The following is a 21531-nucleotide window of genomic DNA, read 5'->3' as shown; positions in this document are numbered from 1 at the left end:
TGCAGCGCGTGGTGCAACCGTCGTGTGCCGAACGCAGTGACGACCCCTCCGGGGACGGGCGTTGTGCTGCTTACTCAGCGCGTTGCCAATCAGGCGAACGTCTCGTCGAGCGCCGCCTTGATATCTGCGATCAGATCGGCTGGGTCTTCGAGACCGATCGACAGACGCAGGTGACCATATTCGCGGAACACGTCCGGATAGCATTCCGATCCGCCGCGTCCCGCCTTGCCGACGTGCACGATCAGAGACTCGTCGTGGCCAAGCGATACCGCCGAAGTAATGACACGCAGATTAGCCACGAAGCGATTCTGTATCTCCGGTCCACCTTCGACGGCGAAAGCCATGACGGCACCATATCCCATACCGCCAAACTGGCGCGACGCAAGCGCGTGTTGAGGATGGGAAGGCAGTCCCGGAAATGCCACGAAGGCAACACGTGGATCCTTGTCGAGGAATTCGGCGACCCTCTGCGCGGTAGACACATGCTGAGCCAAACGCAGTGGCAAGGTCACTGAGCCTCGCATGATCAGCCACGCATTGAAGGGCGAGATTGAACCACCCACATCGACAAGCGCATCGGCCTTCAGACGGCGAATCAGTTCCGCGCGCCCGATCACGGCTCCGCCCATCGCGTCGCCATGCCCGTTGATGTATTTCGTCAGTGCATGAACCACGAAATCCGCGTCGTGTTCAAGGCCGCGAAACATCGGCGGGGGCGTGAATGTTGCGTCGATCGACAGCATGGCGCCGGCATCGTGTGCGATCTTCGCAAGCGCCTGGACATCCGCCACCTTCGTGGTCGGATTGGCAATTGTCTCGGCATGGATCAGCTTCGTGTTCGGACGTACAGCTTCGCGAACAGCAGCGAGGTCGCTGATGTCCACGAAGGTCGCTTCAATACCGTACCGTTGCGGGAGCAGATCACTGAAAAGACGCCAGACAGCCTCATACGTTACATCGCTGACCAAGACATGATCGCCACTCTTCAGGAACGTGAAGAATATCGAATGCAACGCAGCAACGCCCGTGCTGAAAACGGCTGCATCCTCACCGCGCTCCATCGCTGCAAGCTTGCGCTCGAGGCAAAGTTGATTGTGGCCGGAATTGCGAGTATAGAACAGCGTTTGAGAATCCGACCAGTCGAGTGAAGACGGATCATCGGGTAACTGGTACGAGTTCGCCATCACAATCGGCGTACGGATCGCGCCCGTCGTGGCGTCAATGACATTCCCGGCATGCACGGCCTGACTGGCGAAAGAGAGGCTTGCCGGTTTGTCCTTATCAGGCCGTTGCTGACTGTTCATGGTTGCCATATACCGCCTTCCTGATGCACACGACCTTCGGTTGAGTCATTTCCTCGTACGCAAATCTGACACCTTCGCGGCCGAGGCTTCCGTACTTGAATCCTCCGAACGGCATGGCGTCGAATCGGTAGTCCGACGAGTCGTTGATCATCACGCCGCCAGCCTCCAACCTGTCGGCCGCCTTGAGCGCGACATGCAGATCATTTGTGAAGATGCCGGCATGCAGACTGTATTCGGAGCTGTTGGCGAGCGAAAGCGCTTCATCCAGTGTCTCAATCCGCTGCAGAACGACAACCGGGCTGAATATTTCCTGCTTCCACAGCTCGCATTCGAAGCCGACGTCCTCAAGGACCGTTGGAGCGTAAAGCGAACCGTCCTGAGTATTGCCGCACAGCAGTGTGGCTCCCTGACTGATCGCGGCATCCACCACGCCTCGCGTGCGAGCCGCTGACTGAGCCGTGATCATCGGCCCGACGTCCGTTTCAGGCATCGCGGGATTGCCCGTCTTGAGCGCTTTGGTGCAGGCAACAAAACGCGTTCTGAACGCGTCATAGATGGACGACTGGACCAGAATGCGTTGCGTGCCGATACAGTTCTGACCTGCGGCCCAGAACGCACCAGACACGCACGACGCAACGGCGTCTTCGAGGTCGCAGTCACCCAGGACGATGACGGGCGCGTTACCGCCCAGATCCATCGCAAGCTTTTTGAGGCCTGCGGAGCTGGCTATTCTCTCTCCGGTTGCAAATCCACCGGTAAACGAAACCATTCTGACGTCCCGGGATGAGACGAGTGCTTCGCCGAGCGCTGCGCCACCTGTCGCGACCGACACGACGTTCGGTGGCATGCCGGCCGCAACCAGATATCCAACGAGCCTGATCGCCGAAAGCGGCGTGAGTTCGGATGGCTTGAGAACGACCGCATTGCCGCCGGCAATCGCCGGCCCTAGCTTATGCGCTACCAGGTTGAGTGGATCGTTGTACGGCGTGATGGCAACGATAATGCCGAGAGGCTCACGGGTGAACCATCCCTGGCGGTTTTCCGATCCACCATACGCGTCGAACGGCACCACTTCACCTGCGTTTCGACGCGCCTCATCGGCGGATAACTTGAGGGTGTTCACACACCGCTGCACTTCCTTTCTGGCCTGCCTGATCGTTTTACCCGCTTCCGCGACGATGAGATTCGCAAACGCGTCCCCATCACGCTCCACGAGCGATGCGCAGGTTTCAAGCACGCGAGAGCGTTCGTGGCGGGACAGGCTACGACAAACGCGCGCGCCCTCCTTCGCAGTCTGGATCAGCACTTGCGCGGCTTCCGGCGGAATGTTCACGACAGTGCCGACTTCGACGCCATCGAAGGGATTGGTGACCGAGATGAAGCCGGGCGATGAGTCAATGGGGAATGCGGAATTCATTTCGAAGCGCCTGCGTCCTTTCTTGCGAATGCGGAAAGTGTCGGAAGCCAACGCGCAAGCCGTTTCAGCGCGTCTCGCGTCCGGTCCCTGTCTAGAGCGTAAGCAAGCCCTCCACGGAGGTGATGCAGGAACCGCCCACGCGCACATTTCCGTTCGCATCCACGCTTACCTTGATTCGCCCGTCTCGACCGACACACCGTCCCTGAGCAGCCACATAATCTGTTCCGCCGGACGGCAACAGTCCACGTTGCCACTGGAAAGCTGCCACGCTGCCGTTGCCGCTTCCGCAGACAGGATCCTCCTCCACGCCACAGGACGGCGCGAAGGTACGCACTTCGATTGCCGCATCGTCTCCATGCTCGCGCGGGCCGAATACGGTCAGGCCCGTGACGCCCAGGCGGCGCTCGAGCTCCGCTAACCTGGCGAAATCCGGCTGAAGATCGAGTACGGAAGCGGCATCGTTCAGATGCGCCACGATCCAGATGGCGCCGACATTCACGATACCTGGCGCAGTCTTCTGGTCCACTTTGCAGCCAAGGATCAGCTCCAGCTCCGCCACATCCGCCGCGTGCAGCGGCTCCAGCTTCGCAGGCGGCAGGTTGAACGTGAGCAGGCGCTCCGCGCCTCGCTCCTCGAGCATCAATTCAACGAGGCCGATGCCGCATTGTTGAATCAATCGACCCCTTTCGCGCGGTGTGACACGCCCCGCTTCCACGATGGCGTGAGCACTACCCAAGGTCGGATGTCCCGCGAAGGGAAGCTCGCTACGCGGCGTGAAGATCCTCAAGAGATAGTCGGCCCCGGCTGTTGTGGGCGGAAGGACAAAGGTCGTTTCTGACAGGTTGGTCCAGCGTGCGACCGCTTGCATCGCGTCAGTGGTCAGGCCCTCCGCGTCCAGTACCACGGCCACCGGATTGCCAAGAAGCGGCTTCGCGGTGAAGACGTCAACCACTTTATAAGATCGTTTCATATTCGCCTCGTCTGACTCGCGTGGACATCTGGGCATTCTTTGGATGCAAGTGCAACGCATACATCGTAGCGCGTGCAGCCCGACCGTAACAGTCACAGTTTTTTGCTCATTCAACCATTACAATTTCGCCCGACGGGAACGGCAAGCGCTCAACGGTTGACGACCCGCTTCGGCATTGCCAGCGCCAGCACGCAACCCAGCAGCAGGCAGATACCGAACGTGATGACACCCCCGCCCACGCTATGCGTCCGATCTTTCAGCCAGCCAAGAAAATAGGTACTCGCGAAGCCTCCAAGGTTGGCAATCGAGCACGCGAATGCGATACCGGCTGCAGCAGCCGTGCCACGAAGAAAGGTTGACGGAAGCGCCCAGATCACCGGCATCGCCGCCGCGGCCCCGGCATTTGCCATCGAGAGAAGGATGACGATGGCGGCCACGCTACCCGGAAAAAAAGCGCTTGCGATCAGGCCAAACGCTGAGCACAGCAAGGGCACGGCGACATGCCAGCGACGCTCCCGGAACCGGTCAGAACTGATCCCGGTTAGCAGAACCATGACAACTGCCAGACCATTGGGGATCGCCATCAGGGCGCCGATCTCGATCGCACTCTTCGCGCCGGCATCGCGCAGCATCGTGGGCATCCAGAAACTTATCGAATAGAAGCAGAGCAGTACGCAGAGGTCGAGGTAGCCCACCCCCCATACTTTTGGGTTGGCAAACGCCTGAGCCAGCCGATGCTCCTTCTTCTCCTCCCGATCGATTCCGATGTCCCGCTTTAGCCGCGCGAGTTCGGCGGCGCTGAGAAAACGCGCGCCCTGGTGCGTTTTCGGCAGGAAGATATAGACGAGCACACCAAGCAGCACGGAAGGCATTGCTTCCAGCGCGAACAACCACTGCCAGCCTCGCAAGCCATGCACGCCGTCAAAGATCGACAGGATCCAGCCTGAGAGCGGCGCGCCGATCAGACTCGACAGCGGCAAGCCCACCATGAAGAGTGCGACGATCCGGCCACGCCGCGCGTCGGGAAACCAGTAGGTGAGATAAAGCAGTGCGCCGGGCAGGAACCCGGCTTCCGCCAGGCCCAGTAGAAAACGCACGACATAGAACTGCCCGGGCGTCTTCACGAACATCGTCAGCCCTGAAAGCACGCCCCATGTGACCATGATGCGCGCGATCCAGAAGCGGGCACCGACTTTCTCCAGGATCAGGTTGCTGGGTACTTCAAACAGGATATAGCCGACGAAAAAAAGTCCGGCACCGAGCCCGTACACGGTTTCGCTAAATCCGAGCGAATCGAGCATCTGCAGCTTGGCAATGCCTACATTCACGCGGTCCAGAAATGCGGCAAAGAAGCATAGACCCAGGAATGGGGCGAGCCGCCATGTGAGCTTGCGATAAAGACTGCGCCCGGTCGGGGCGTCATCTTCAAGGTCACAGGAGGGAATGTTCAGGGGAGACGTCGACATGTTGGATCATGGAAGAGGACATGGAAGACGCGTTTCGCAGCGTTCAGCGAAACGCGCAACCTGGCTTCACGAATAGTTGATCACGAGCAGCTTGATTTCCGACATCTCGTCCATCGCGTACCGCGTGCCCTCGCGGCCAGTGCCGGATTCCTTCCAGCCGCCGAAAGGCATGTTGTCGATGCGATAGATCGGCACGTCATTGATCATCAGGCCGCCGACATCCCATTTCTCCAGCGCCCGGAACGCGCGCTGCAGGTCTCGCGTGAACAGGCCGCCCTGCAAGCCATAGCGCGAATCGTTGGCGCGCTCTACAGCTTCATCGAATGAGCGATAGCTGTTGAGCGTGAGTACGGGTCCGAAGATTTCCTCGTCCTCGACCAGCATTCCGCGCTGGGTATCCGCCAGTACGGTCGGCTGCACGACTGCGCCGACGCGCGGGCCACCGGCCAGCAGACGCGCGCCGCCGGTCAGCGCTGCGTCTATCCAGCCCTGAATGCGGATCGCCGATTTCTCGTCGATCACCGGACCCACGTCGATGCCCTCTTCCATCGGATCGCCGACTTTGCACGCGCTTACCCTGTCAAGCAACTTGGCCTCGAACTGGGCGCGGACCTTCTCGTGCACGAGAATGCGCTGTACGCCAATGCAATACTGCCCGCCGAACACCACGCCACCGCGGACACAACGCGCCGCCGCGAGGTCCAGGTCCGCGTCTTCCGCCACGACCACTGTGCCGTTGCCGCCGAGCTCAAGTGCGACTTTCTTGTGGCCCGCGATCAATTTGATATGCCAGCCGACCTTGGCACTTCCCGTGAAGGTCACCATGGCGAAGCGGTCGTCCTGGACCATCGACTCCGCAAGGGGAATACTGCAGTGACACACCTCCAGCGCACCGTCGGGCAGGCCCGCATCGCGCATGACCTCCTGCAGCAGAAGGCTGGTAAGCGGCGTTTGCGGTGCGGGCTTCAGCACGACGGCATTGCCTACCGCAATCGCCGGTGCGACTTTGTGCAGGACAAGATTGAGCGGAAAATTGAACGGAGAGATCGCCAGGATGAGACCAATCGGAAAGCGCCTTGCAATACCCACACGACGGCGCATGTCAGCCAGTTTGTCGAGATCGAGACGGGACAATTCCGTAGCGCTGCCGCTGGCATCGGTGGTCTGGTATTCGAAAACGCCCGCGTCGACATCGAGCGGTACTTCTTCACCATGACTGCGCCGCGCTTCGGCAGCCGCGTTACGCAAGTTGAAGACGCCACGCGAAACCTCGCCGCGCGCATCGTACAAGGGCTTCCCTGACTCCGCCGCGATCGTGCGCACGAACTCATCGCGTCGTGATTCGATCAGGTCCGCCGCGCGTTGCAGAATATCCGCGCGTGCGAATCGAGGCAGTTGGCGCATGATCTCGAATGCCGCTTGTGCACACTCGATTGATCGCTCGACAGCGCCCGCATCGGCAATCGGCATATAGCCGACCACAGTGCCATCATAGGGACTGCGCACAGCGTCGGCTGGTTCGGTTTGCGTCTCAATGTCATATTTCATTTGGCATCCTTATCTATAATCCGAGTTCTTATTTTTGATCGATCACTTCGAATCCACGTGGGGTTGCAGCGAGAAGTGTTCTCGCCTATGCGACGACCACGGTCTGGTTGAGGTCTGCGATCGCACGTACGAGACTGCACGGCGCCAGCGTCGAGGTTTTCGGATTGCTCGGCAGGGTCTTGCCCGTGACCGCAATGTCGATGTGGCCAAAATCGCCTTCGGCCTTGATCCGGTGCGTGTTGCCGGTTGCAAGCGGATCGACATACAGAACCACCCTGGTCCGATCGAAGCCGACGCCCGCCAGCGCTACCGCAGCGGCCACGTTGGCGTTCTGCGGAAAGAGGCGCGCCGCATCTCGCGCCGTGCCTTCATAGATGGCGGTCAGCATTTTGGTGTCGTCGAGCATGACCAGCGCTTCGGCGGGCGTGCCCCGCCAGGCGCCCGGCGCCTTGTGCGATTCATAGCGCACCTCCCGCAGGCCGGCGAACTTCGCCGCGCCAAGCGCATCGAGCCCGCCCACTGCGCCGGAGGGAATGCGCAGACGTGCCCCTCCAGCGGTCGCGCTGTCGATCAATAGTGTCTCGAGCGTGGGATCCGCCAACGCGCCGACCGATGCGACGAGCATGTCGCGCCCGGCCGCCAGGACGGACGGGCCCAGGTTGCGCAAAGCTTCATGGCCTGCACATTCGACGACGAGGTCGAGATCGCCATCAAGGAAATCGTCAACGCTATCGACAATCCGGGCGCCGGCGTCGAGCGCCCTGCGCGCGCCCTCGCGATGCGTATCCCGTTCATAGACCGCCACGACACGGACGGCGGGTACGTACCGGTTCAGCAAGTCGTACAGCAGGCTGCCGATGGCGCCGCATCCAATCAATCCAACATTCATCATGTCCCTCACTCGGTTCGTGGTGCTCGAACTCGGCCCCACGTGATGAATGCATTAGATGGGATACAAATTTCCCGGGGAAGGTGCTCGAAGTGACGTCTATCGTCACAAAAACAGAACACTGCGGGTGCCTGGTCAGGGAATCTGGCGGCCTGTCCTGAGACGCCGGATCAGAAGGTCGAGAAAACGCTGTGCCGCGACCGACAGTTGCCGCCCGCGAAAGCTGATCACGTCGATGGTCGCCGATCCGGAATCGCGCTCGTCCAGCGGTACTGCCCGTAGCCATCCATGAGCCGTCTCCTGCTCGAGAGTGAGCGGCGGCATGAAGCTGACAAGATCCGATTGCCTGACGAGGTTCTTGATAACCTGCAGTGAGTTCGCTTCAATCGCAACCTGAAGCGTGATGCTCGCCCGTTCGGCGGCTTTTTCGATCAGATAGCGAATGCCAAATGTCCGCGCCGGCAACGCTACCCTCACGTTACCCAGTTCGGACATGGACACGGTCTTCCGGCCGGCTAGTGGATGCTCCGGCCGGCAAATCATCTGCAACGGCTGGATTGAGCGGCCATGAAGATTGATGTCGTCACGATTGAGGACATTGAAGGCCATTCCGATCTCGGCGCGATGATCGACAAGCGCGTCGACAATCTGCGCTGTTCCGCAGACTTCGAGATGCACAGCAATGCCCGGGTGGTCACGCGAGAACTCCGTGATCAGGTCGGGCATGAAACTATGTACGGCAGCTTCGACCAGCGCGATCCGGACCACACCTTGGCGTAATGAGCTCAGGTCGTCCATTGCAGCGTGCAACTGCTCGACGTGGCGCGTGTTGGCGTTCACGTAGTCGAGCAATAGCTGGCCGGCTGCGGTTAGCGTCGCGCCGCGCGGTGAGCGGTCGAACAACGCCGCGCCGAGCTCCTTTTCCAGGTTGCTGATCTGTTTGCTGATCGCGCTGGGTGCGACAAAGAACGTCTCCGAAGCATGTCTTAACGAACCCGTGCGCGCGACTTCTGCGAAATACCTGAGTGACTGGGGCTGGATCATGACGTCATGTTCGTGCGGCGGATCGCCGGGCCGGCGCGTGGTGTCGTCGGCGCAGATGAATTCTGTGCCAGAGGTATGGCGACCAGACGTTGCACGGACGTCCGCCGACGCCCGGCAGGGTGCATCATTCCGCTCAGGCTGCGCTCACGCTGTCGAGTTCCGTCTGCGTGAGCCCGTACTTCGCCATGCGGGCACGGTGATCAGCCGAACCGAGGTACTTGCGAAGTTGCTCATTCACCGCCTGCAGAAGGTCAGGATTGCTCTTGCTGAACGAGAACGCGCCGACAGGTGCTCTGCCATCCTTGCTCGTTTCGTGCGCCAGCACTTCCAGCTCCTTATTGGCGCTGGCAAGGACACGGCTTCCAACCGCCGTGCTCGCGTAGGCGTCGATTTTTCCTGCGAGCAGTGCGTCGATCGCTTCGGTTTGGCCCTTGAACGCCACGATCTGGCTATCGATCACGCCGGCCGACTTTGCAGAGCCGAGCTGAACCGTCCCGGCGACGATCCCAAGCCGCGCGTCGTTGCGCGCCGCGACGGTCGCGTAGCTCGTCAGCGCTTTCGGATTGCCATGGCGAAGCAGGAATCCGTCGCCCAGTGCCCAGACCGGCACGCTGAACGCAGCGCGCTCGGCGCGCTCGGCGGTCACAAAAATGGGTACATTCATGTCCCACCGGCCTTCCTGCACGCCAGGCAGAAGTTCTTCGAACGAGGTCAACTGATGTTCGATGGAGGTCACACCGATCGCCCGAAGCACCACCTCGGCCAGCTCAATGTCGGCGCCCGTCGCCGAATGATCGTCACCCGTCCAGTAGAACGGCGGTTCCTCGAGATATGCGATTCTTACTTTCATAGCTGTGCTCCACATGTCCAGCAGTTAAGATCCCGGTCGCCCGCCGTTGGGCGTGGCGATTCATTTGTGCACAGGCGGGAGGCTGCAGGCGCTTCCGGTAGCCGCGAAAGATCACCCCGCGATATTTCGCTCAGAACGTTTGCTTCCAACGCGCTCCCTGACCAATCGCGAACCAGGCTGCTGGCATCGCGCACCGTTCCGGAGGCGTCGAGAATGCCTGGCCGCTCGTCGCCAGGCGGACCCAATCGGACAAGTTTCATCGTGATGCTTCCCGGCTATGCCGACACGTCATGCCGTAACGGCGTCCATGACCGTTGAAAGTGCCGACAGTGCGGGTCCGAGACGCGCGGGCGGCAGGTAGCCAAAACCCAGCCGGAATACTCGGCTGCTTTCACCGAACCATGCGCCGGATGCCAGTTGCAAGTCATGACCGGGTAGCAGGTCCCAGAAGCGCGAGACAGCAACGTCGTCGAATGCATCGGCGCGCAGGCGCACACAGCATAACGCGCCGGCATCAGGGCGCACCCACTCGATGCGCTCGTACTCGTTCTCGCACCAAAGCGCCAGTTCCTCGAGCGCAGCGGCGAGCAAGCGGCGTCGCGGTGCGAGCACGCCTTCCCTGTTGCGCAGAAGCGCTGTGGCGAGCATCTCATCAAGAACCGATCCCGAGATCACGGTGTTCATTTTGGCGACGGCCAGACGCTCCCGCAGATCCGCGTTCGCCACCGTGAGCCAACCCGTGCGCAAGCCCGGCGCGCCGAGCGCCTTCGATACCGACGCGCCGGTGACGATACGTGGATCGAGTCCCGCGAAACTCTCGAGCGCGGCATTGTCGCCATAGGTGGCCTCCCTATAGGTCTCGTCGATGAAAAGTATCGCGTCAGGAGACCTCTTTTCCATCAAGGCGAGAAGCTTCTCGACGTCGGCACGGGACGTCTGGATGCCGGCCGGATTCTGTGGCGAAGCGATACTGACAAGCTTCGTTTTCGGCGACAGACCCGCGTCGATCTGGTCGAGATCCAGCCGATAACCATTCTCGAATGACAGCCTGATCTCGCGGACGCTAACGCCGGCGCCGAGAAGGCAATCACGGCTCGGCGGAAAGCATGGTGTCGCGAGGACTGCCTCGTCGCCCGACCGGCAAACCTCGAAAGCGAGAAGAAACAGACCGAGCGCGGTGCCTTGTGTCGTGATGATCTGTTCGGTTGGAACCTTGCAGCCCTCGGCAATTGCCTCGCGAAGCGCGACCGAACCGGCGGATGTGCCGTAGCCGAGCTTCAGATTGCGGATATCCTCGAGACCCGGCAGAGACAGGAGTTCGCCGAGCGTCAGGTCCTGCGACGTGCTCTCCGCCAGGTTGAACGGCCGGTTCACATTGAGAAGTGAAATGATCTCGTTGCGAGGAAATCGCCCGCGCCACGGCTGGCGATTCGATTCGCTGAGGTCAGCCTGCTGTCGTTCGTCGAGATTCTGTTGAATACCCTGCATGCTTTTGCCTTGCATTTTGCTGTGAATTGATTGTCAGACGATCCGTTGCAAGCAGCCAAACAGCCGTTCCAGCTCGGGCCTAACAGCAGTTATTGCTGTGCGCAGCACCCCGGCTCCTCCAGACGCGATCGCAACGCATGCATCGTAGCGCCCACCGGTCAACCATAACAGTCACAATTTTCCGCGAAATGGACCATCACAATTCCTCTTGGCGAGCCGGGGCGCCGGGTCGATAATTGTGGATTACACCGATTACACCGTTATGAGCCCTGCCATGGACATGGACCCGCCCACTCCGTACCGCTACGAGCGATTGGCCGACCTCATCGTCGGCATGATCGACAATGGCGCGCTCGCGGCGGGCACGCGTCTGCCATCCGTGCGCGCCGTCAGCGAACAGCACAGCATCAGTATCTCCACCGTGTTGCAGGCGTATCGCCTGCTCGAAGATCGCGGCATCCTGGTCGCGCGGCCGCAGTCAGGCTTTTACGTCGCGGGCACGCGCCGCGGCGCACTCGCGTTGCCGTCGGTCTCGCGGCCGCGCGCGAAAGCATCGACCGTGTCGATCAGCGGAGCCGTCGCAGGACTGCTTGAGCACGTATCGAACCCGGCGCTGGTGCCGCTCGGCTGTGCCGTACCCGACGCGGCGCTGCTGCAGTCGAAACGGCTCGACCTCGCGCTCGCGCGTGCCGCACGTCAACACGGCACGCGCTACAACATCTATTGCGCACCGCAAGGCGACCCGCGCCTGCGCCGCGAAATCGCGAAGCGGGCAATGCACTTCGGACACGCGCTGTCGCCCGATGACCTGCTCATCACGAACGGCTGCACCGAAGCATTGACACTCGCGCTGACCGCTGTCGCCAAGCGGGGTGATTCGATTGCGATCGAATCACCCACTTACTTTGGCCTCCTCCATACTCTCGAAGTGCTTGGCCTGAAGGCATTCGAGCTGCCCACTGACCCGGCACGCGGCATCGACGTCGGCGCGCTCGCCCGCCTGCTCGATACGGAACCAGTGGCCGCCTGCGTGCTGTCGTCGAATTTCAACAACCCGCTAGGCTGCGCGATGGCCGAAACCGACAAGCGCTCGCTCCTTGCGCTGCTCGCGCGGCATGCCGTGCCGCTGATCGAAGACGACGTCTACGGTGACATCCACTTCGGTCGCGAGCGGCCCAAGCCGTTCATCGCACTCGACAGCGGCGCCAATACGATCTACTGCAGCTCGTTTTCGAAAAGCCTTGCACCCGGGTATCGGGTCGGCTGGATTGTGGCGGGCGCCTATGCGCAGCAGGTGATGGAACGCAAGCTGGCATTCAGTCTCTGCTGTCCTGTCTTGCCTCAGGTCGCGCTCGCGGACTTTCTGGAGAGCGGCGCATACGATGCACACTTGCGCGGCGTGCGGCGCATCTTCGAAGAGAACCTCGGGCGCATGACGCGTGCGATCGAGACAAGCTTCCCGACCGACACGAAAGTAAGCCGGCCAGCAGGCGGCTTCATGCTCTGGCTGGAACTGCCGAGGCGCTTTGACTCGCGCGCGCTCTTCGACGAAGCGCTCGAACAAGGCATTTGCTTCGCGCCCGGTGACGTCTTCTCCGCAAGCCGGCGCTTTCGCAATTGCCTCAGGCTGAGCGCCGGGCATACCTGGAACCATCGCATCGAAGACGGCGTCCGCCGACTGGGGCGGCTCGCGCAGGCGCTGCTCGATGGCTGAGCGGCTTGGGGGCGTGGACACCACTTTGTCGCCCGCTTTAAGCCATTGACGCTCGTCACGCGGCACCTTTTGCCCCCAGATCACCCCCGGTGGCGTCCCAGTAAAAAGGATGTCGCCCGGCTCGATCGTCATGATGCTGGCCACGTAGCGGATGATCTCGCGGCAGTCGAAGATCATTTCGCTGGTACTGCTGTCCTGTCTGATTTCGCCGTTCACCCAGGTTTTCAGCCTCAGGTTGTTCGGCTCGGGCACACGATCGCGGGTAACGAGCCAGGGACCCAATGGAGCAAAACCATCCGACATCTTCCCCGCCGTGAATTGCGTCGTGATGTTCTGCAAACCTCGGGCGCTGAAGTCATTGCCGACCGCGTAGCCCGCAACAACGGATAGCGCATTCTCCTTCGACACGTTCTTGCATTTCCGCCCGAAAACGATCACGAGTTCCGTCTCGTAGTCGAATTCCTTGCCTATCATAGTCGGCAGTTCAATGACGCCGTCATGGTGATTGAGTGCGTTCGCAAACTTGCTGAAGATTGGCGGGGCCTTGGGAATGGGCGTTCCCGTCTCCGCCGCATGCGCCTGGTAGTTGAACCCCACGCAGATGATCTTCCGCGGATATTTCGCGGTGCCCGAGCTTGTTGTCAGGGAGTCAAGCGTCGGTGGTAGCTCGCATCATGCAACTGCTACGTCGAAATCCCCGCAGAGGCTACGAGTTCGCTGAGGACTTCCGACACAAGCATTGATGCCCTTGAGTCCGCCGGTCTGGAGCCGACAATTTTTCCTCGGTCTGTCAGCGGGTGGCGTGCTCAAGGTCGAAATGGTCAAGGAAATGGCCGCGAAGCCGTTGATTCTCGCGCTGGCTAACCCGACGCCTGAAATCCTGCCGGAACTCGCCCTCGAAGTACGTCCGGATGCAATCCTCGCTACGGGACGTGCCGACTTTCCAAACCTGGTGAACAACGTGCTGGTATTCCCGTTCCTGTTCCGCGGCGCGCTGGACGCCGGGGCGACGACGGTGACGCGGGAAATGGAAATTGCGGCCGTCAACGCGCTTGCTGAACTGGCGCGTCAGGAGCAGAGCGATATCGTCGCGACGGCTTACGGCATTCGCGATCTATCGTTCGGGCCGGAATATCTGATTCCAAAGCCGTTCGACCCGCGCCTGATCGTCAAACTCGCGCCGGCCGTCGCCAAGGCCGCGATGGACTCAGGCGTTGCCGAGCGTCCGATCGAAGACATGGAAGCGTACGAACAGCATCTGCAGCAGTTCGTCTATCAGAGCGGCACGACCATGAAGCCGATCTTCCAGCTGGCGCGCAGCGTCGAGCCGGAGAAGAAGCGCATTGTGTTCGCCGAAGGTGAAGAAGAAAGCGTGCTGCATGCAGTGCGGATCATCATCGACGAAAAGCTGGCGAAGCCGATCCTGATCGGCCGTCCGGCGGTGATCGAGCAACGCGTTGCGCGCTACGGACTGCGTCTGGTCGCGGGCCATGACTACACGGTCGTGAACACCGACCACGACGAGCGTTATCGCGATTTCTGGCAGGAATACTACAAGCTGATGTCCCGCAAGGGCATCACACAGCAGATGGCGAAGCTGGAAATGCGCCGCCGCACCACGCTGATTGGCGCGCTGCTGGTGAAGCGGGGTGAGGCGGATGGCATGATCTGCGGCATGGTTAGCACGACGCACCGGCATCTGCACTTTATCGATCAGGTGATCGGCAAGAAGGAAGGCGCGAAGGTCTACGCGGCGATGAACGCGCTGGTGCTGCCGGGGCGGCAGATTTTCCTCGTGGACACGCACGTGAACGTCGATCCGACAGCCGAAGAACTCTCCGAAATCACGATCATGGCAGCCGAGGAAGTGCGCCGTTTCGGTATCGAACCGAAGATCGCCCCGGTTGTCGCATTCGAACTTCGGTTCGAGCAATGCGCCGACCGCGCAGAAAATGCGCGACACGCTGGCGATCCTGCGTCAACGCGCACCACACTTGCAGGTGGACGGGGAAATGCATGGCGGTCTTGCGCTCGACCACAAGCTGCGTCGCGAAGTGATGCCGGATTCGACGCTCGAAGGCGACGCGAACCTGCTCGTGCTGCCAAATATCGACGCAGCCAACATTTCGTACAACCTGCTGAAAACGGCCGCGGGCAACAACGTTGCAATTGGCTCGATTCTGCTGGGCGCGGCGCAGCCAGTGCATGTGTTACCTCCATCCGCGACGGTGCGCCGGATCGTCAATATGACGGCGCTGCTGGTGGCGGACGTGATCGCGCTTAAGTAGCCGCAACGTTCAAGTACCCGGGTTGCGTTATGCATGGTTTCTGCCAATTCGCGTGTTGGCAGAAAGAAAATGCGCGACGAACGGCGCTCTGTTACCGAGGCACGACGGTTTGGTCTACCCGCAACTCCGGAACTTTGGGACGAGGCGGGGTTTTTTGTTGTCTACAGTTCCGGGTTGGTGCCGTTCTCGCCCTTCCCGCCCAATCCCTTCGGCCTCGTCAGCTTCAGGTCAAGTCCACCTTCCGGCGCCACGGCGCAGCCTTCGCGGCCTCCGGTCACCTCGGCGTGTGCACGGTACAGAACGTTTTCGATCGACACAGTCAGCTCGTTATTGATGAATCGGAAAACGGGCGCAACCATCAGCGCCCCCCGTGTTGCTTTAGTGCCCGGCGCTCTGACCGCCGTCGACGTGCAGAATTTCGCCCGTCACGAACGGCGCCGCATCCAGATACAGAATCGCGTTGACGATGTCGCTCATCTCGCCCATATGACCCATCGGGTGGAGTGCACCGAGCGCCTCGTGCGTTTCGGCGGCATGCATCGGCGACTTGATGATGCCAGGGGCAACCGCGTTCGCGCGGATGCCACGCTTCGCGTATTCGATGGCGAGTGACTTCGTGGCTGCGTTCAGACCGCCCTTCGTCAGCGATGCCAGCACCGACGGCACACCGTCGATGGCGTGGTCGGCCAGGGTCGTCGTAATGCTGACCACATGGCCGCTGTTGTTCTTCTCCATTTCGGCGATCGCCAACTGCGTGATGTAGAAGAATCCGTTCAGATTCACACCCGTCACCGCAGCGTAATCTTCAGACGTGTAACCGGTAAACGGCTTGGCGATGAAGACACCGGCGTTGTTGACCAGCGTGTCGATGCGGCCGAAGCGCGCCACCCCCTCGGCAATTACGCGACGCGCGGTTGCCGGGTCAGCGATGTCACCCGCCACCGTTATGATATTGGGATCTTCGGACGGCTTGATGCTGCGTGCCGTTGCAACAATGCGGTAGTCAAGCTTGCGGAATGCTTTGACGGTCTCGGCACCAATGCCTTGCGATGCGCCAGTAACAACTACGACCTTTTGCGACGTGCTCATGAAATACCTCGAATATTGGATTGGGCTTTCTTGCCCACCGGGCCGATGGCTCCGATAGGTGCCTAATCTAGGGGTATTCACGCGCCGAGCAAACACCCGCTATGGATAAACTATTTTGCGTGAGCGGAACAAATCGGATCGCGGTTCGGTCCCGGCCTGGACTTGAGAACCAGGGCTATAACTGGTTCGGCGGCACACGAACGGCACCGCCTCGCCGCTTGCATCGTTGACTCTGTCCGTCAAAAGATGGTCGCCCGTTTTGCCAGTCCACACCTTGCCGTCCTTGTTGGCCGGCAGGATGATGCGCGGGCGGATCACATGCGCGCTACATCGATCACGGCATCGGCAAAAGCTTTCGGCGCTTCTTGCGGCAAATTGTGACCAATGCCGCCATCGATATTCCGGTGCTGGTACTTGCCGGTGAATTTTTTCGCGTACGCCGCCGGATCAGGATGCGGCGCGCCGTTCGCATCGCCTTCCATCGTGATCGTCGGAACCGTGATGACGGGCGCCGCTGCAAGGCGCTTTTCCAGCGCGTCGTATTGCGACTCGCCTTTCACGAGACCCAGCCGCCAACGATAGTTGTGAATCACGACTGCAACATGATCGGGATTGTTGAAGGCCTCCGCGGACCGGTCATAAGTTGCATCGTCGAAGCTCCATTTCGGCGACGCAAGCTGCCAGATGAGCTTCGAAAAATCATGCCGGTTGGCCTCGTAGCCAAGCCGTCCGCGTTCCGTGGCGAAGTAAAACTGATACCACCACGCGAATTCGGCCTTCGGCGGCAACGGTGCCTTGTTGGCTTGCGGGCTGCCAATCAGATACCCGCTGACGGAAACCTGCCCCGCACAACGCTCCGGCCACAGCGCCGCGATGATGTTCGCGGTCCGTGCGCCCCAGTCGAAAGCGCCAAACACCGCCTTCTGGATCTTCAACGCATCCATCAACGCGATGATGTCGACCGCGACCACGGCCTGCTGGCCATTGCGCATGGTTTTGCCCGACAGGAAACGCGTCGAGCCGTAGCCGCGAAGATACGGAACGATGACCCGATAGCCCGCCGCGGCAAGCATCGGCGCGACCTCGACAAAGCTATGGATGTCGTAAGGCCAGCCGTGCAACAGGATGACGACGGGGCCGTTCTCCGGCCCGACGTCCGCATAACCCACGTTGAGCGTGCCCGCGTTGATCTGTTTGATCTGGCCGAACGAGGCATTCGACGTCGCACCATTCGCCGCAATGGCGCCTTGCGCGGATTGATTCGACTGGGCGCGAACAAGCCCGCTCAGGCTCATCTCCATTGCGCCGATACCGACTGCGGCGATCCGCAGAAAGCGGCGCCGGGAGTTGATTTGATCCGACATGAGAATTCTCCTCTTAGCTTGATTTCATTCAAGAATGCGCGAGCTTGAATCGCGCCGGTATGCATGCAAAGTTCGCGTGGTCGAGTGTGTCGTCATACGACAGCTGAGCGAATCTCGTCGAAGGAAGGTCCGTTCGGACGTACCCGGATGTGCGGATCAAGCCGCTGCCACGGCAGGTCGGCCGGGTCCGCAGCCATCGGTCCGGGTGCCTTCGCAACAAGTATGGCCTGCGCGATAGCCTGAAAATCCGCACGGAAATGGACGGAGCTTTTATTGACCAGAATCTTCATCTGCTCGGGTTCGATGCCCGCAACGCGATAGAGATTGCGATCGAAAATCTGCATCTTGACGCTGCTGACAGCGATTCGCACGCCGTCGATACGCAGGCAGGCAACCGGTCCGAGGTCGCCCGTCATGCCATTCAGCATCGGGCCATCAAAGCGGAAGCGGCCATCGGACACATGCTCCACCTCGAACGTGCCTTTCAGCGGCTCATCGCCGGGCACGCCCGAACGGCCCGCCAGCGCAAGCTCGATGCGCGCGCCGACACCGGCGCGATGTGCGGCGGCGGCCGCGTCCGCATCCCAGATCACGCCGACGGCCGCATCGCTTGCGCCATTGCGCAGCAGCGCGCGCACCATGCCCATCGTGTTCGAGTCGCCGCCCACGCCGGGGTTGTCCTGCGTGTCGGCGATGATGACCGGCTTGTCGGCGGTCTGGCTGATCCGCATGGCTTCGATAACGGCTTCGTCGGGTGTAAGGAACGGTACTTCCCATGACGACTCCTCCGCGAGCATTCTGGCGTACAGCGTGTCGATCGCCTTCGTGAGCGCGTCAGTGTCGAATCCATAACCCCAGATCACGGGACCACACTCGGGAAAATCCGCAGCCGGAAAACCCGGCGCAAACGACAGCGACACGACCGTATCGCGTTCAAGCGATGCCAGCGCGGTGTACATGTCATGGGCGGGCGCGACCAGTGTGCACATCCCGTTCACCGGAATCAGAAATGGAATGCGCCGGACGACGCGCGTGAATTTGCGCTTCTCCGCGATCAGCCTGTCGAGCAGATGCGCCGCGCGCTCGCCCGTTTCGGCCATGTCGACGTGCGGATACGTGCGATACGCAACCATCGCATCCGCATGCTTCAACATTCGTTCGGTCACGTTCGCATGCAAATCAAGCGACACCGCGAGCGGCATGCTGTCGCCGACCACCGCGCGCACGCGTTCAAGCAACTCGCCTTCGCCGTCGTCGGTATGCTCCGCGACCATCGCGCCGTGCAGGTCCAGATAGATGGCATCGAAGCCACCCGCTTTGACAGCGTCGGTGATCTCGCCGGCAATGCGCTCGAATGCATCGAGGGTCACATGCGCCGACGCGCTCGCGCCCGCCCAGATCACCGGAATCAGCTCATGCCCTTGTGCCTGGGCGACCTTGATGAAACCGCCGATCGGCACGTTCACGTCGCGCAGATTCAGCACATCGACGCCACGTGCCAGCGGCGGAAAACCTTCGCCCTGGATGAAGCTCTGGAACGACGCCCGGGTCGGCGCGAACGTGTTGGTCTCATGCTGAAAACCTGCGATAAGAATCTTCATTGCCGTTCATCCTTCTGTTCGATAGGGAAAGGGCGTGGCCCTTCCAAAGATATAACTCGCTGTCTGGGGGAACACTCAGCCGTCAAGCACTGCAGGGCAGCACGCCTGAATCGTTAATGGATGCCGCGCTTGCTCGTGATAAGCACAACCGATGCAATTGCAGCCATACCTGCCATGACGAGCAAACCTGCATGCATGTTGCCCGTGGCGGCCTTGGTCCAGCCGATGACGGCCGGTCCCCAGAATCCACCGGACAATCCGATCGTGTTGATGAGCGCAATGCCGCCCGCCGCCGCCGGCCCTTTGATGTACTCGGACGGAATGGCCCAGAAAACCGTGTATGCCATCCACATCATTGCCGTCGCAAGCGTGAGCGTAGTGAGTGTGAGGAAGAGATTGCCGTTGGTGAAAATGGTCGACGCGAGAAGTAGCGCGCCGACGAACGCGGGCACCGCGCTGTGATAGCGCCGTTCGTTGAGACGGTCCGAACGGCGGCCGGCGAAGTACATGCTGAACGCGGCCGCAACATAAGGAATCGCGACGTACCAGCCGAGCCGCATCGTGTCCGCCACACCCTGATCTTTCAGCAACGTCGGCAGCCAGAAGCTGATCGCATAGATCGGGAAGATGATGCAGAAGTAAGCGAGCGCGAGCACGTAGATGCGCGGATTCTTCGCGACGGCGCGGAACGAATGGTCGTGCGTGGTAGGCGCGCTGACCTCGCTTTCGAGCAGACGTTGCTCGTCGGCGGAAAGCCATTTCGCTTCAGACGGACGGTTCGACAACACGAACAGCGTCAGCACGCCGAGCACGATGCACGGCAAGCCTTCGACCAGAAACATCCACTGCCAGCCAGCCAATCCGCCAACACCTGAGAACGTCGACATCAGCCACGCCGACAACGGCCCGCCGACAATGCCACCAATCGGCCCTGCGACGAACACGACGGCAATCGCGCGTGCCATACGCGCGGGCCCGTACCAGCGCGACAGGTAATAGATCATGCCAGGCGCGAAGCCGGCTTCGAAGACGCCGAGCAGGAAACGCATCGCGTAGAACATCGGCACGTTGCGCACGAACAGCATGCACGCCGACGTGATGCCCCACAGCACGAGAATGCGGCTAAAGGTCTTGCGCGCGCCGACTTTCGGCAGCATCAGGTTGCTCGGAATCTCGAACAGCACGTAGCCCAGAAAGAAGATGCCCGCGCCGACGCCGTAAGCGGCATCGGAGAATCCGAGTTCGCTTTGCATCTGAAGTTTGGCAAACCCGACGTTCACGCGGTCGAGATACGCGAACATGTAGCAGGTAACGAGAAACGGCAAAAGCCGCCAGTTGAGCTTGCTGTAGAGAGACGAAACGGCATCTTCGGCTCTCAAGGTCTGAATCGCTGACATAGGTGTCTCCGTTTTCCCTGTGTTCGTCCGGCTCGTCGAGTAAGAGCATCGTGCCGGGGAGAAAAGTCACTAGCAAGAGCAACTATGTTCACGTATCGTTGCTCTGTGAACAACACAAGGAATCGGAGCCTTTCAAATGCGCGAAATTAACCAGACACGGCTGCGTTATTTCCACGAAGTGCTGGTTCACGGCACGATTCGCGGTGCCGCGGACCACATCAACACGTCGCCGTCCGTGATCACGCGGCAGATCAAGCTGCTGGAAGACGAACTGGGCGCGACGCTCTTCGAGCGTCAGGCGCGCGGCGTCAAGCCGACCGAGGCGGCGGCGCATCTGCTGGAGTTCTGGCGTGGGTATCGATCGCAACAGGAAAAGCTCGAAGACCAGCTGCATGCACTGAAAGGCCTTCAGCAAGGGCATATTCAGCTGGCCGTCAGCGAGGGCTATGTCGACACGCTGGTCGACGACGTGCTGGCGCCGTTCTGCACGCAGTATCCGAAGCTGGACGTCGGCGTGAATATGCTGCCTGTCGACGATGTATTGAATGAAGTCGCGGAAAGCCGCGCGCATATCGGGCTCGCGTACAACCCGCCGCCGCATCCGCGGATCGAATATCGCGCGAGTTCGGCGCAACCCGTTGTGCTGCTCGTTCGCCGCGATCATCCGCTGGCGACGCGCGGCGGCCCGGCGAATGTCGACGATCTGCTCGCCTACCCGCTCGCGCTCATGCCTGCGACGTTCGGCATCGGCCATGTCGTCACGATGCTGGAATTCGCCGAGAACATCAAAATCAGCCCGACATTGACCACGAATTCGCTGGCCGCGCTGAAGCGCTTTGTTTCAGCCGGGCATTTCGTGACGCTGATCGGTGAATTCGCCGCATATCGCGAGATCGCGGCCGGCGATCTGTGTATCGTGCCGATCGCGCACCCCCTGTTTCAGGGCACGAAAGCACGATTGCTCGTTAAATCCGGGCGGCCGCTTGCGGCCGGCGCGCAGGAACTGCTCGAATGGATCCTGAGGCGGATGCCGATGTTCGACAACGAAAGTTGAACGCGGCACCAGATCGGCATACGGCCCGAGGCGAATCGTCGCCAGGTC

The 21531-nt window shown here is 60.8% G+C and carries 15 protein-coding genes and 3 pseudogenes; 3 read left to right on the top strand and 15 right to left on the bottom strand.

The annotated features are described in order from the left end of the window. Nucleotides 1-89 precede the first annotated feature (89 nt). The 9 genes from KHO31_RS05515 to KHO31_RS05475 form a co-directional block, all read right to left on the bottom strand. Nucleotides 90-1313 (bottom strand): trans-sulfuration enzyme family protein, encoded by a 1224-nt coding sequence (locus KHO31_RS05515; RefSeq protein ID WP_201083860.1) that lies wholly within the window; start codon nucleotides 1311-1313, stop codon nucleotides 90-92. Next, the gene (locus KHO31_RS05510) at nucleotides 1282-2721 is read right to left on the bottom strand and encodes an aldehyde dehydrogenase family protein (protein WP_201083859.1); all 1440 of its coding nucleotides are present in this window, start codon (nucleotides 2719-2721) and stop codon (nucleotides 1282-1284) included. Before KHO31_RS05510 ends, KHO31_RS05515 begins: the two co-directional genes overlap by 32 nt. A gap of 91 nt (nucleotides 2722-2812) precedes the next feature. Beyond that, nucleotides 2813-3691, bottom strand: coding sequence for a PhzF family phenazine biosynthesis protein (locus KHO31_RS05505; RefSeq protein ID WP_201083858.1), 879 nt, complete (start codon nucleotides 3689-3691; stop codon nucleotides 2813-2815). A 149-nt stretch (nucleotides 3692-3840) separates the two neighbouring features. Continuing rightward, nucleotides 3841-5157 carry an MFS transporter gene (locus KHO31_RS05500; RefSeq protein ID WP_201083857.1) on the bottom strand — a complete coding sequence of 439 codons (1317 nt, stop codon included), beginning with the start codon at nucleotides 5155-5157 and terminating at the stop codon, nucleotides 3841-3843. A 66-nt stretch (nucleotides 5158-5223) separates the two neighbouring features. After that, complete coding sequence (locus tag KHO31_RS05495) at nucleotides 5224-6705, bottom strand: aldehyde dehydrogenase family protein (protein WP_201083856.1); 1482 nt, start codon at nucleotides 6703-6705, stop codon at nucleotides 5224-5226. 85 nt (nucleotides 6706-6790) lie between these two features. After that, a complete protein-coding gene (locus KHO31_RS05490; protein WP_201083855.1) occupies nucleotides 6791-7597 on the bottom strand; it encodes an aspartate dehydrogenase in 807 nt (268 codons plus the stop codon). Between the two features lie 132 nt (nucleotides 7598-7729). Further along, on the bottom strand, nucleotides 7730-8638 hold the full coding sequence (locus KHO31_RS05485) for a LysR family transcriptional regulator (RefSeq protein ID WP_201083853.1): 909 nt from the start codon (nucleotides 8636-8638) through the stop codon (nucleotides 7730-7732). A 133-nt stretch (nucleotides 8639-8771) separates the two neighbouring features. Continuing rightward, on the bottom strand, nucleotides 8772-9488 hold the full coding sequence (locus tag KHO31_RS05480) for a transporter substrate-binding domain-containing protein (RefSeq protein ID WP_211622870.1): 717 nt from the start codon (nucleotides 9486-9488) through the stop codon (nucleotides 8772-8774). A 288-nt stretch (nucleotides 9489-9776) separates the two neighbouring features. Beyond that, nucleotides 9777-10976 carry a pyridoxal phosphate-dependent aminotransferase gene (locus tag KHO31_RS05475; RefSeq protein WP_201083845.1) on the bottom strand — a complete coding sequence of 400 codons (1200 nt, stop codon included), beginning with the start codon at nucleotides 10974-10976 and terminating at the stop codon, nucleotides 9777-9779. A 274-nt stretch (nucleotides 10977-11250) separates the two neighbouring features. Here KHO31_RS05475 and KHO31_RS05470 point away from each other — a divergent pair, with 274 nt between their 5' ends. Further along, nucleotides 11251-12690, top strand: a complete 1440-nt coding sequence (locus KHO31_RS05470) for an aminotransferase-like domain-containing protein (protein WP_236071101.1) — start codon at nucleotides 11251-11253, stop codon at nucleotides 12688-12690. A gap of 27 nt (nucleotides 12691-12717) precedes the next feature. Here KHO31_RS05470 and KHO31_RS05465 read toward each other — a convergent pair. Next, nucleotides 12718-13287: pseudogene (locus KHO31_RS05465) on the bottom strand (fumarylacetoacetate hydrolase family protein); the annotation flags it as partial. 178 nt (nucleotides 13288-13465) lie between these two features. Here KHO31_RS05465 and KHO31_RS05460 point away from each other — a divergent pair. Next, nucleotides 13466-14978 (top strand): annotated as a pseudogene (locus tag KHO31_RS05460) (phosphate acyltransferase); the annotation flags it as partial. Nucleotides 14979-15145: 167 nt separating this feature from the next. Here the strand turns inward: KHO31_RS05460 and KHO31_RS05455 are convergent. From KHO31_RS05455 to KHO31_RS05435, 5 genes and pseudogenes are all read right to left on the bottom strand, one after another. Further along, nucleotides 15146-15295 (bottom strand): annotated as a pseudogene (locus KHO31_RS05455) (organic hydroperoxide resistance protein); the annotation flags it as partial. Nucleotides 15296-15356: 61 nt separating this feature from the next. Next, complete coding sequence (locus tag KHO31_RS05450; RefSeq protein ID WP_211622868.1) at nucleotides 15357-16067, bottom strand: SDR family NAD(P)-dependent oxidoreductase; 711 nt, start codon at nucleotides 16065-16067, stop codon at nucleotides 15357-15359. 314 nt (nucleotides 16068-16381) lie between these two features. Next, a complete protein-coding gene (locus tag KHO31_RS05445) occupies nucleotides 16382-17431 on the bottom strand; it encodes an alpha/beta fold hydrolase (RefSeq protein WP_211622866.1) in 1050 nt (349 codons plus the stop codon). A gap of 92 nt (nucleotides 17432-17523) precedes the next feature. Then, a complete protein-coding gene (locus KHO31_RS05440; protein WP_201108114.1) occupies nucleotides 17524-19032 on the bottom strand; it encodes a M81 family metallopeptidase in 1509 nt (502 codons plus the stop codon). A gap of 113 nt (nucleotides 19033-19145) precedes the next feature. After that, the gene (locus KHO31_RS05435; protein ID WP_211622864.1) at nucleotides 19146-20429 is read right to left on the bottom strand and encodes an MFS transporter; all 1284 of its coding nucleotides are present in this window, start codon (nucleotides 20427-20429) and stop codon (nucleotides 19146-19148) included. A gap of 136 nt (nucleotides 20430-20565) precedes the next feature. Here KHO31_RS05435 and KHO31_RS05430 point away from each other — a divergent pair, with 136 nt between their 5' ends. Then, the gene (locus KHO31_RS05430; protein WP_201108115.1) at nucleotides 20566-21483 is read left to right on the top strand and encodes a LysR family transcriptional regulator; all 918 of its coding nucleotides are present in this window, start codon (nucleotides 20566-20568) and stop codon (nucleotides 21481-21483) included. Nucleotides 21484-21531: the final 48 nt, after the last annotated feature.

Source organism: Paraburkholderia domus, from assembly GCF_905220705.1.
Lineage (GTDB): Bacteria > Pseudomonadota > Gammaproteobacteria > Burkholderiales > Burkholderiaceae > Paraburkholderia > Paraburkholderia domus.
The sequence above is the reverse complement of the archived record's forward strand: the minus strand, read 5'-3'. Positions and strand labels throughout refer to the sequence as shown.

What these genes read in the sequence shown, in the direction of transcription:
- KHO31_RS05445 (WP_211622866.1), bottom strand. Translation starts at nt 17,431, where the DNA reads ATGTCGGATCAAATCAACTCCCGGCGCCGCTTTCTGCGGATCGCCGCA.
- KHO31_RS05450 (WP_211622868.1), bottom strand. Translation starts at nt 16,067, where the DNA reads ATGAGCACGTCGCAAAAGGTCGTAGTTGTTACTGGCGCATCGCAAGGC.
- KHO31_RS05440 (WP_201108114.1), bottom strand. Translation starts at nt 19,032, where the DNA reads ATGAAGATTCTTATCGCAGGTTTTCAGCATGAGACCAACACGTTCGCG.
- KHO31_RS05435 (WP_211622864.1), bottom strand. Translation starts at nt 20,429, where the DNA reads ATGTCAGCGATTCAGACCTTGAGAGCCGAAGATGCCGTTTCGTCTCTC.
- KHO31_RS05510 (WP_201083859.1), bottom strand. Translation starts at nt 2,721, where the DNA reads ATGAATTCCGCATTCCCCATTGACTCATCGCCCGGCTTCATCTCGGTC.
- KHO31_RS05430 (WP_201108115.1), top strand. Translation starts at nt 20,566, where the DNA reads ATGCGCGAAATTAACCAGACACGGCTGCGTTATTTCCACGAAGTGCTG.
- KHO31_RS05495 (WP_201083856.1), bottom strand. Translation starts at nt 6,705, where the DNA reads ATGAAATATGACATTGAGACGCAAACCGAACCAGCCGACGCTGTGCGC.
- KHO31_RS05490 (WP_201083855.1), bottom strand. Translation starts at nt 7,597, where the DNA reads ATGATGAATGTTGGATTGATTGGATGCGGCGCCATCGGCAGCCTGCTG.
- KHO31_RS05485 (WP_201083853.1), bottom strand. Translation starts at nt 8,638, where the DNA reads ATGATCCAGCCCCAGTCACTCAGGTATTTCGCAGAAGTCGCGCGCACG.
- KHO31_RS05480 (WP_211622870.1), bottom strand. Translation starts at nt 9,488, where the DNA reads ATGAAAGTAAGAATCGCATATCTCGAGGAACCGCCGTTCTACTGGACG.
- KHO31_RS05515 (WP_201083860.1), bottom strand. Translation starts at nt 1,313, where the DNA reads ATGGCAACCATGAACAGTCAGCAACGGCCTGATAAGGACAAACCGGCA.
- KHO31_RS05505 (WP_201083858.1), bottom strand. Translation starts at nt 3,691, where the DNA reads ATGAAACGATCTTATAAAGTGGTTGACGTCTTCACCGCGAAGCCGCTT.
- KHO31_RS05470 (WP_236071101.1), top strand. Translation starts at nt 11,251, where the DNA reads ATGGACATGGACCCGCCCACTCCGTACCGCTACGAGCGATTGGCCGAC.
- KHO31_RS05500 (WP_201083857.1), bottom strand. Translation starts at nt 5,157, where the DNA reads ATGTCGACGTCTCCCCTGAACATTCCCTCCTGTGACCTTGAAGATGAC.
- KHO31_RS05475 (WP_201083845.1), bottom strand. Translation starts at nt 10,976, where the DNA reads ATGCAGGGTATTCAACAGAATCTCGACGAACGACAGCAGGCTGACCTC.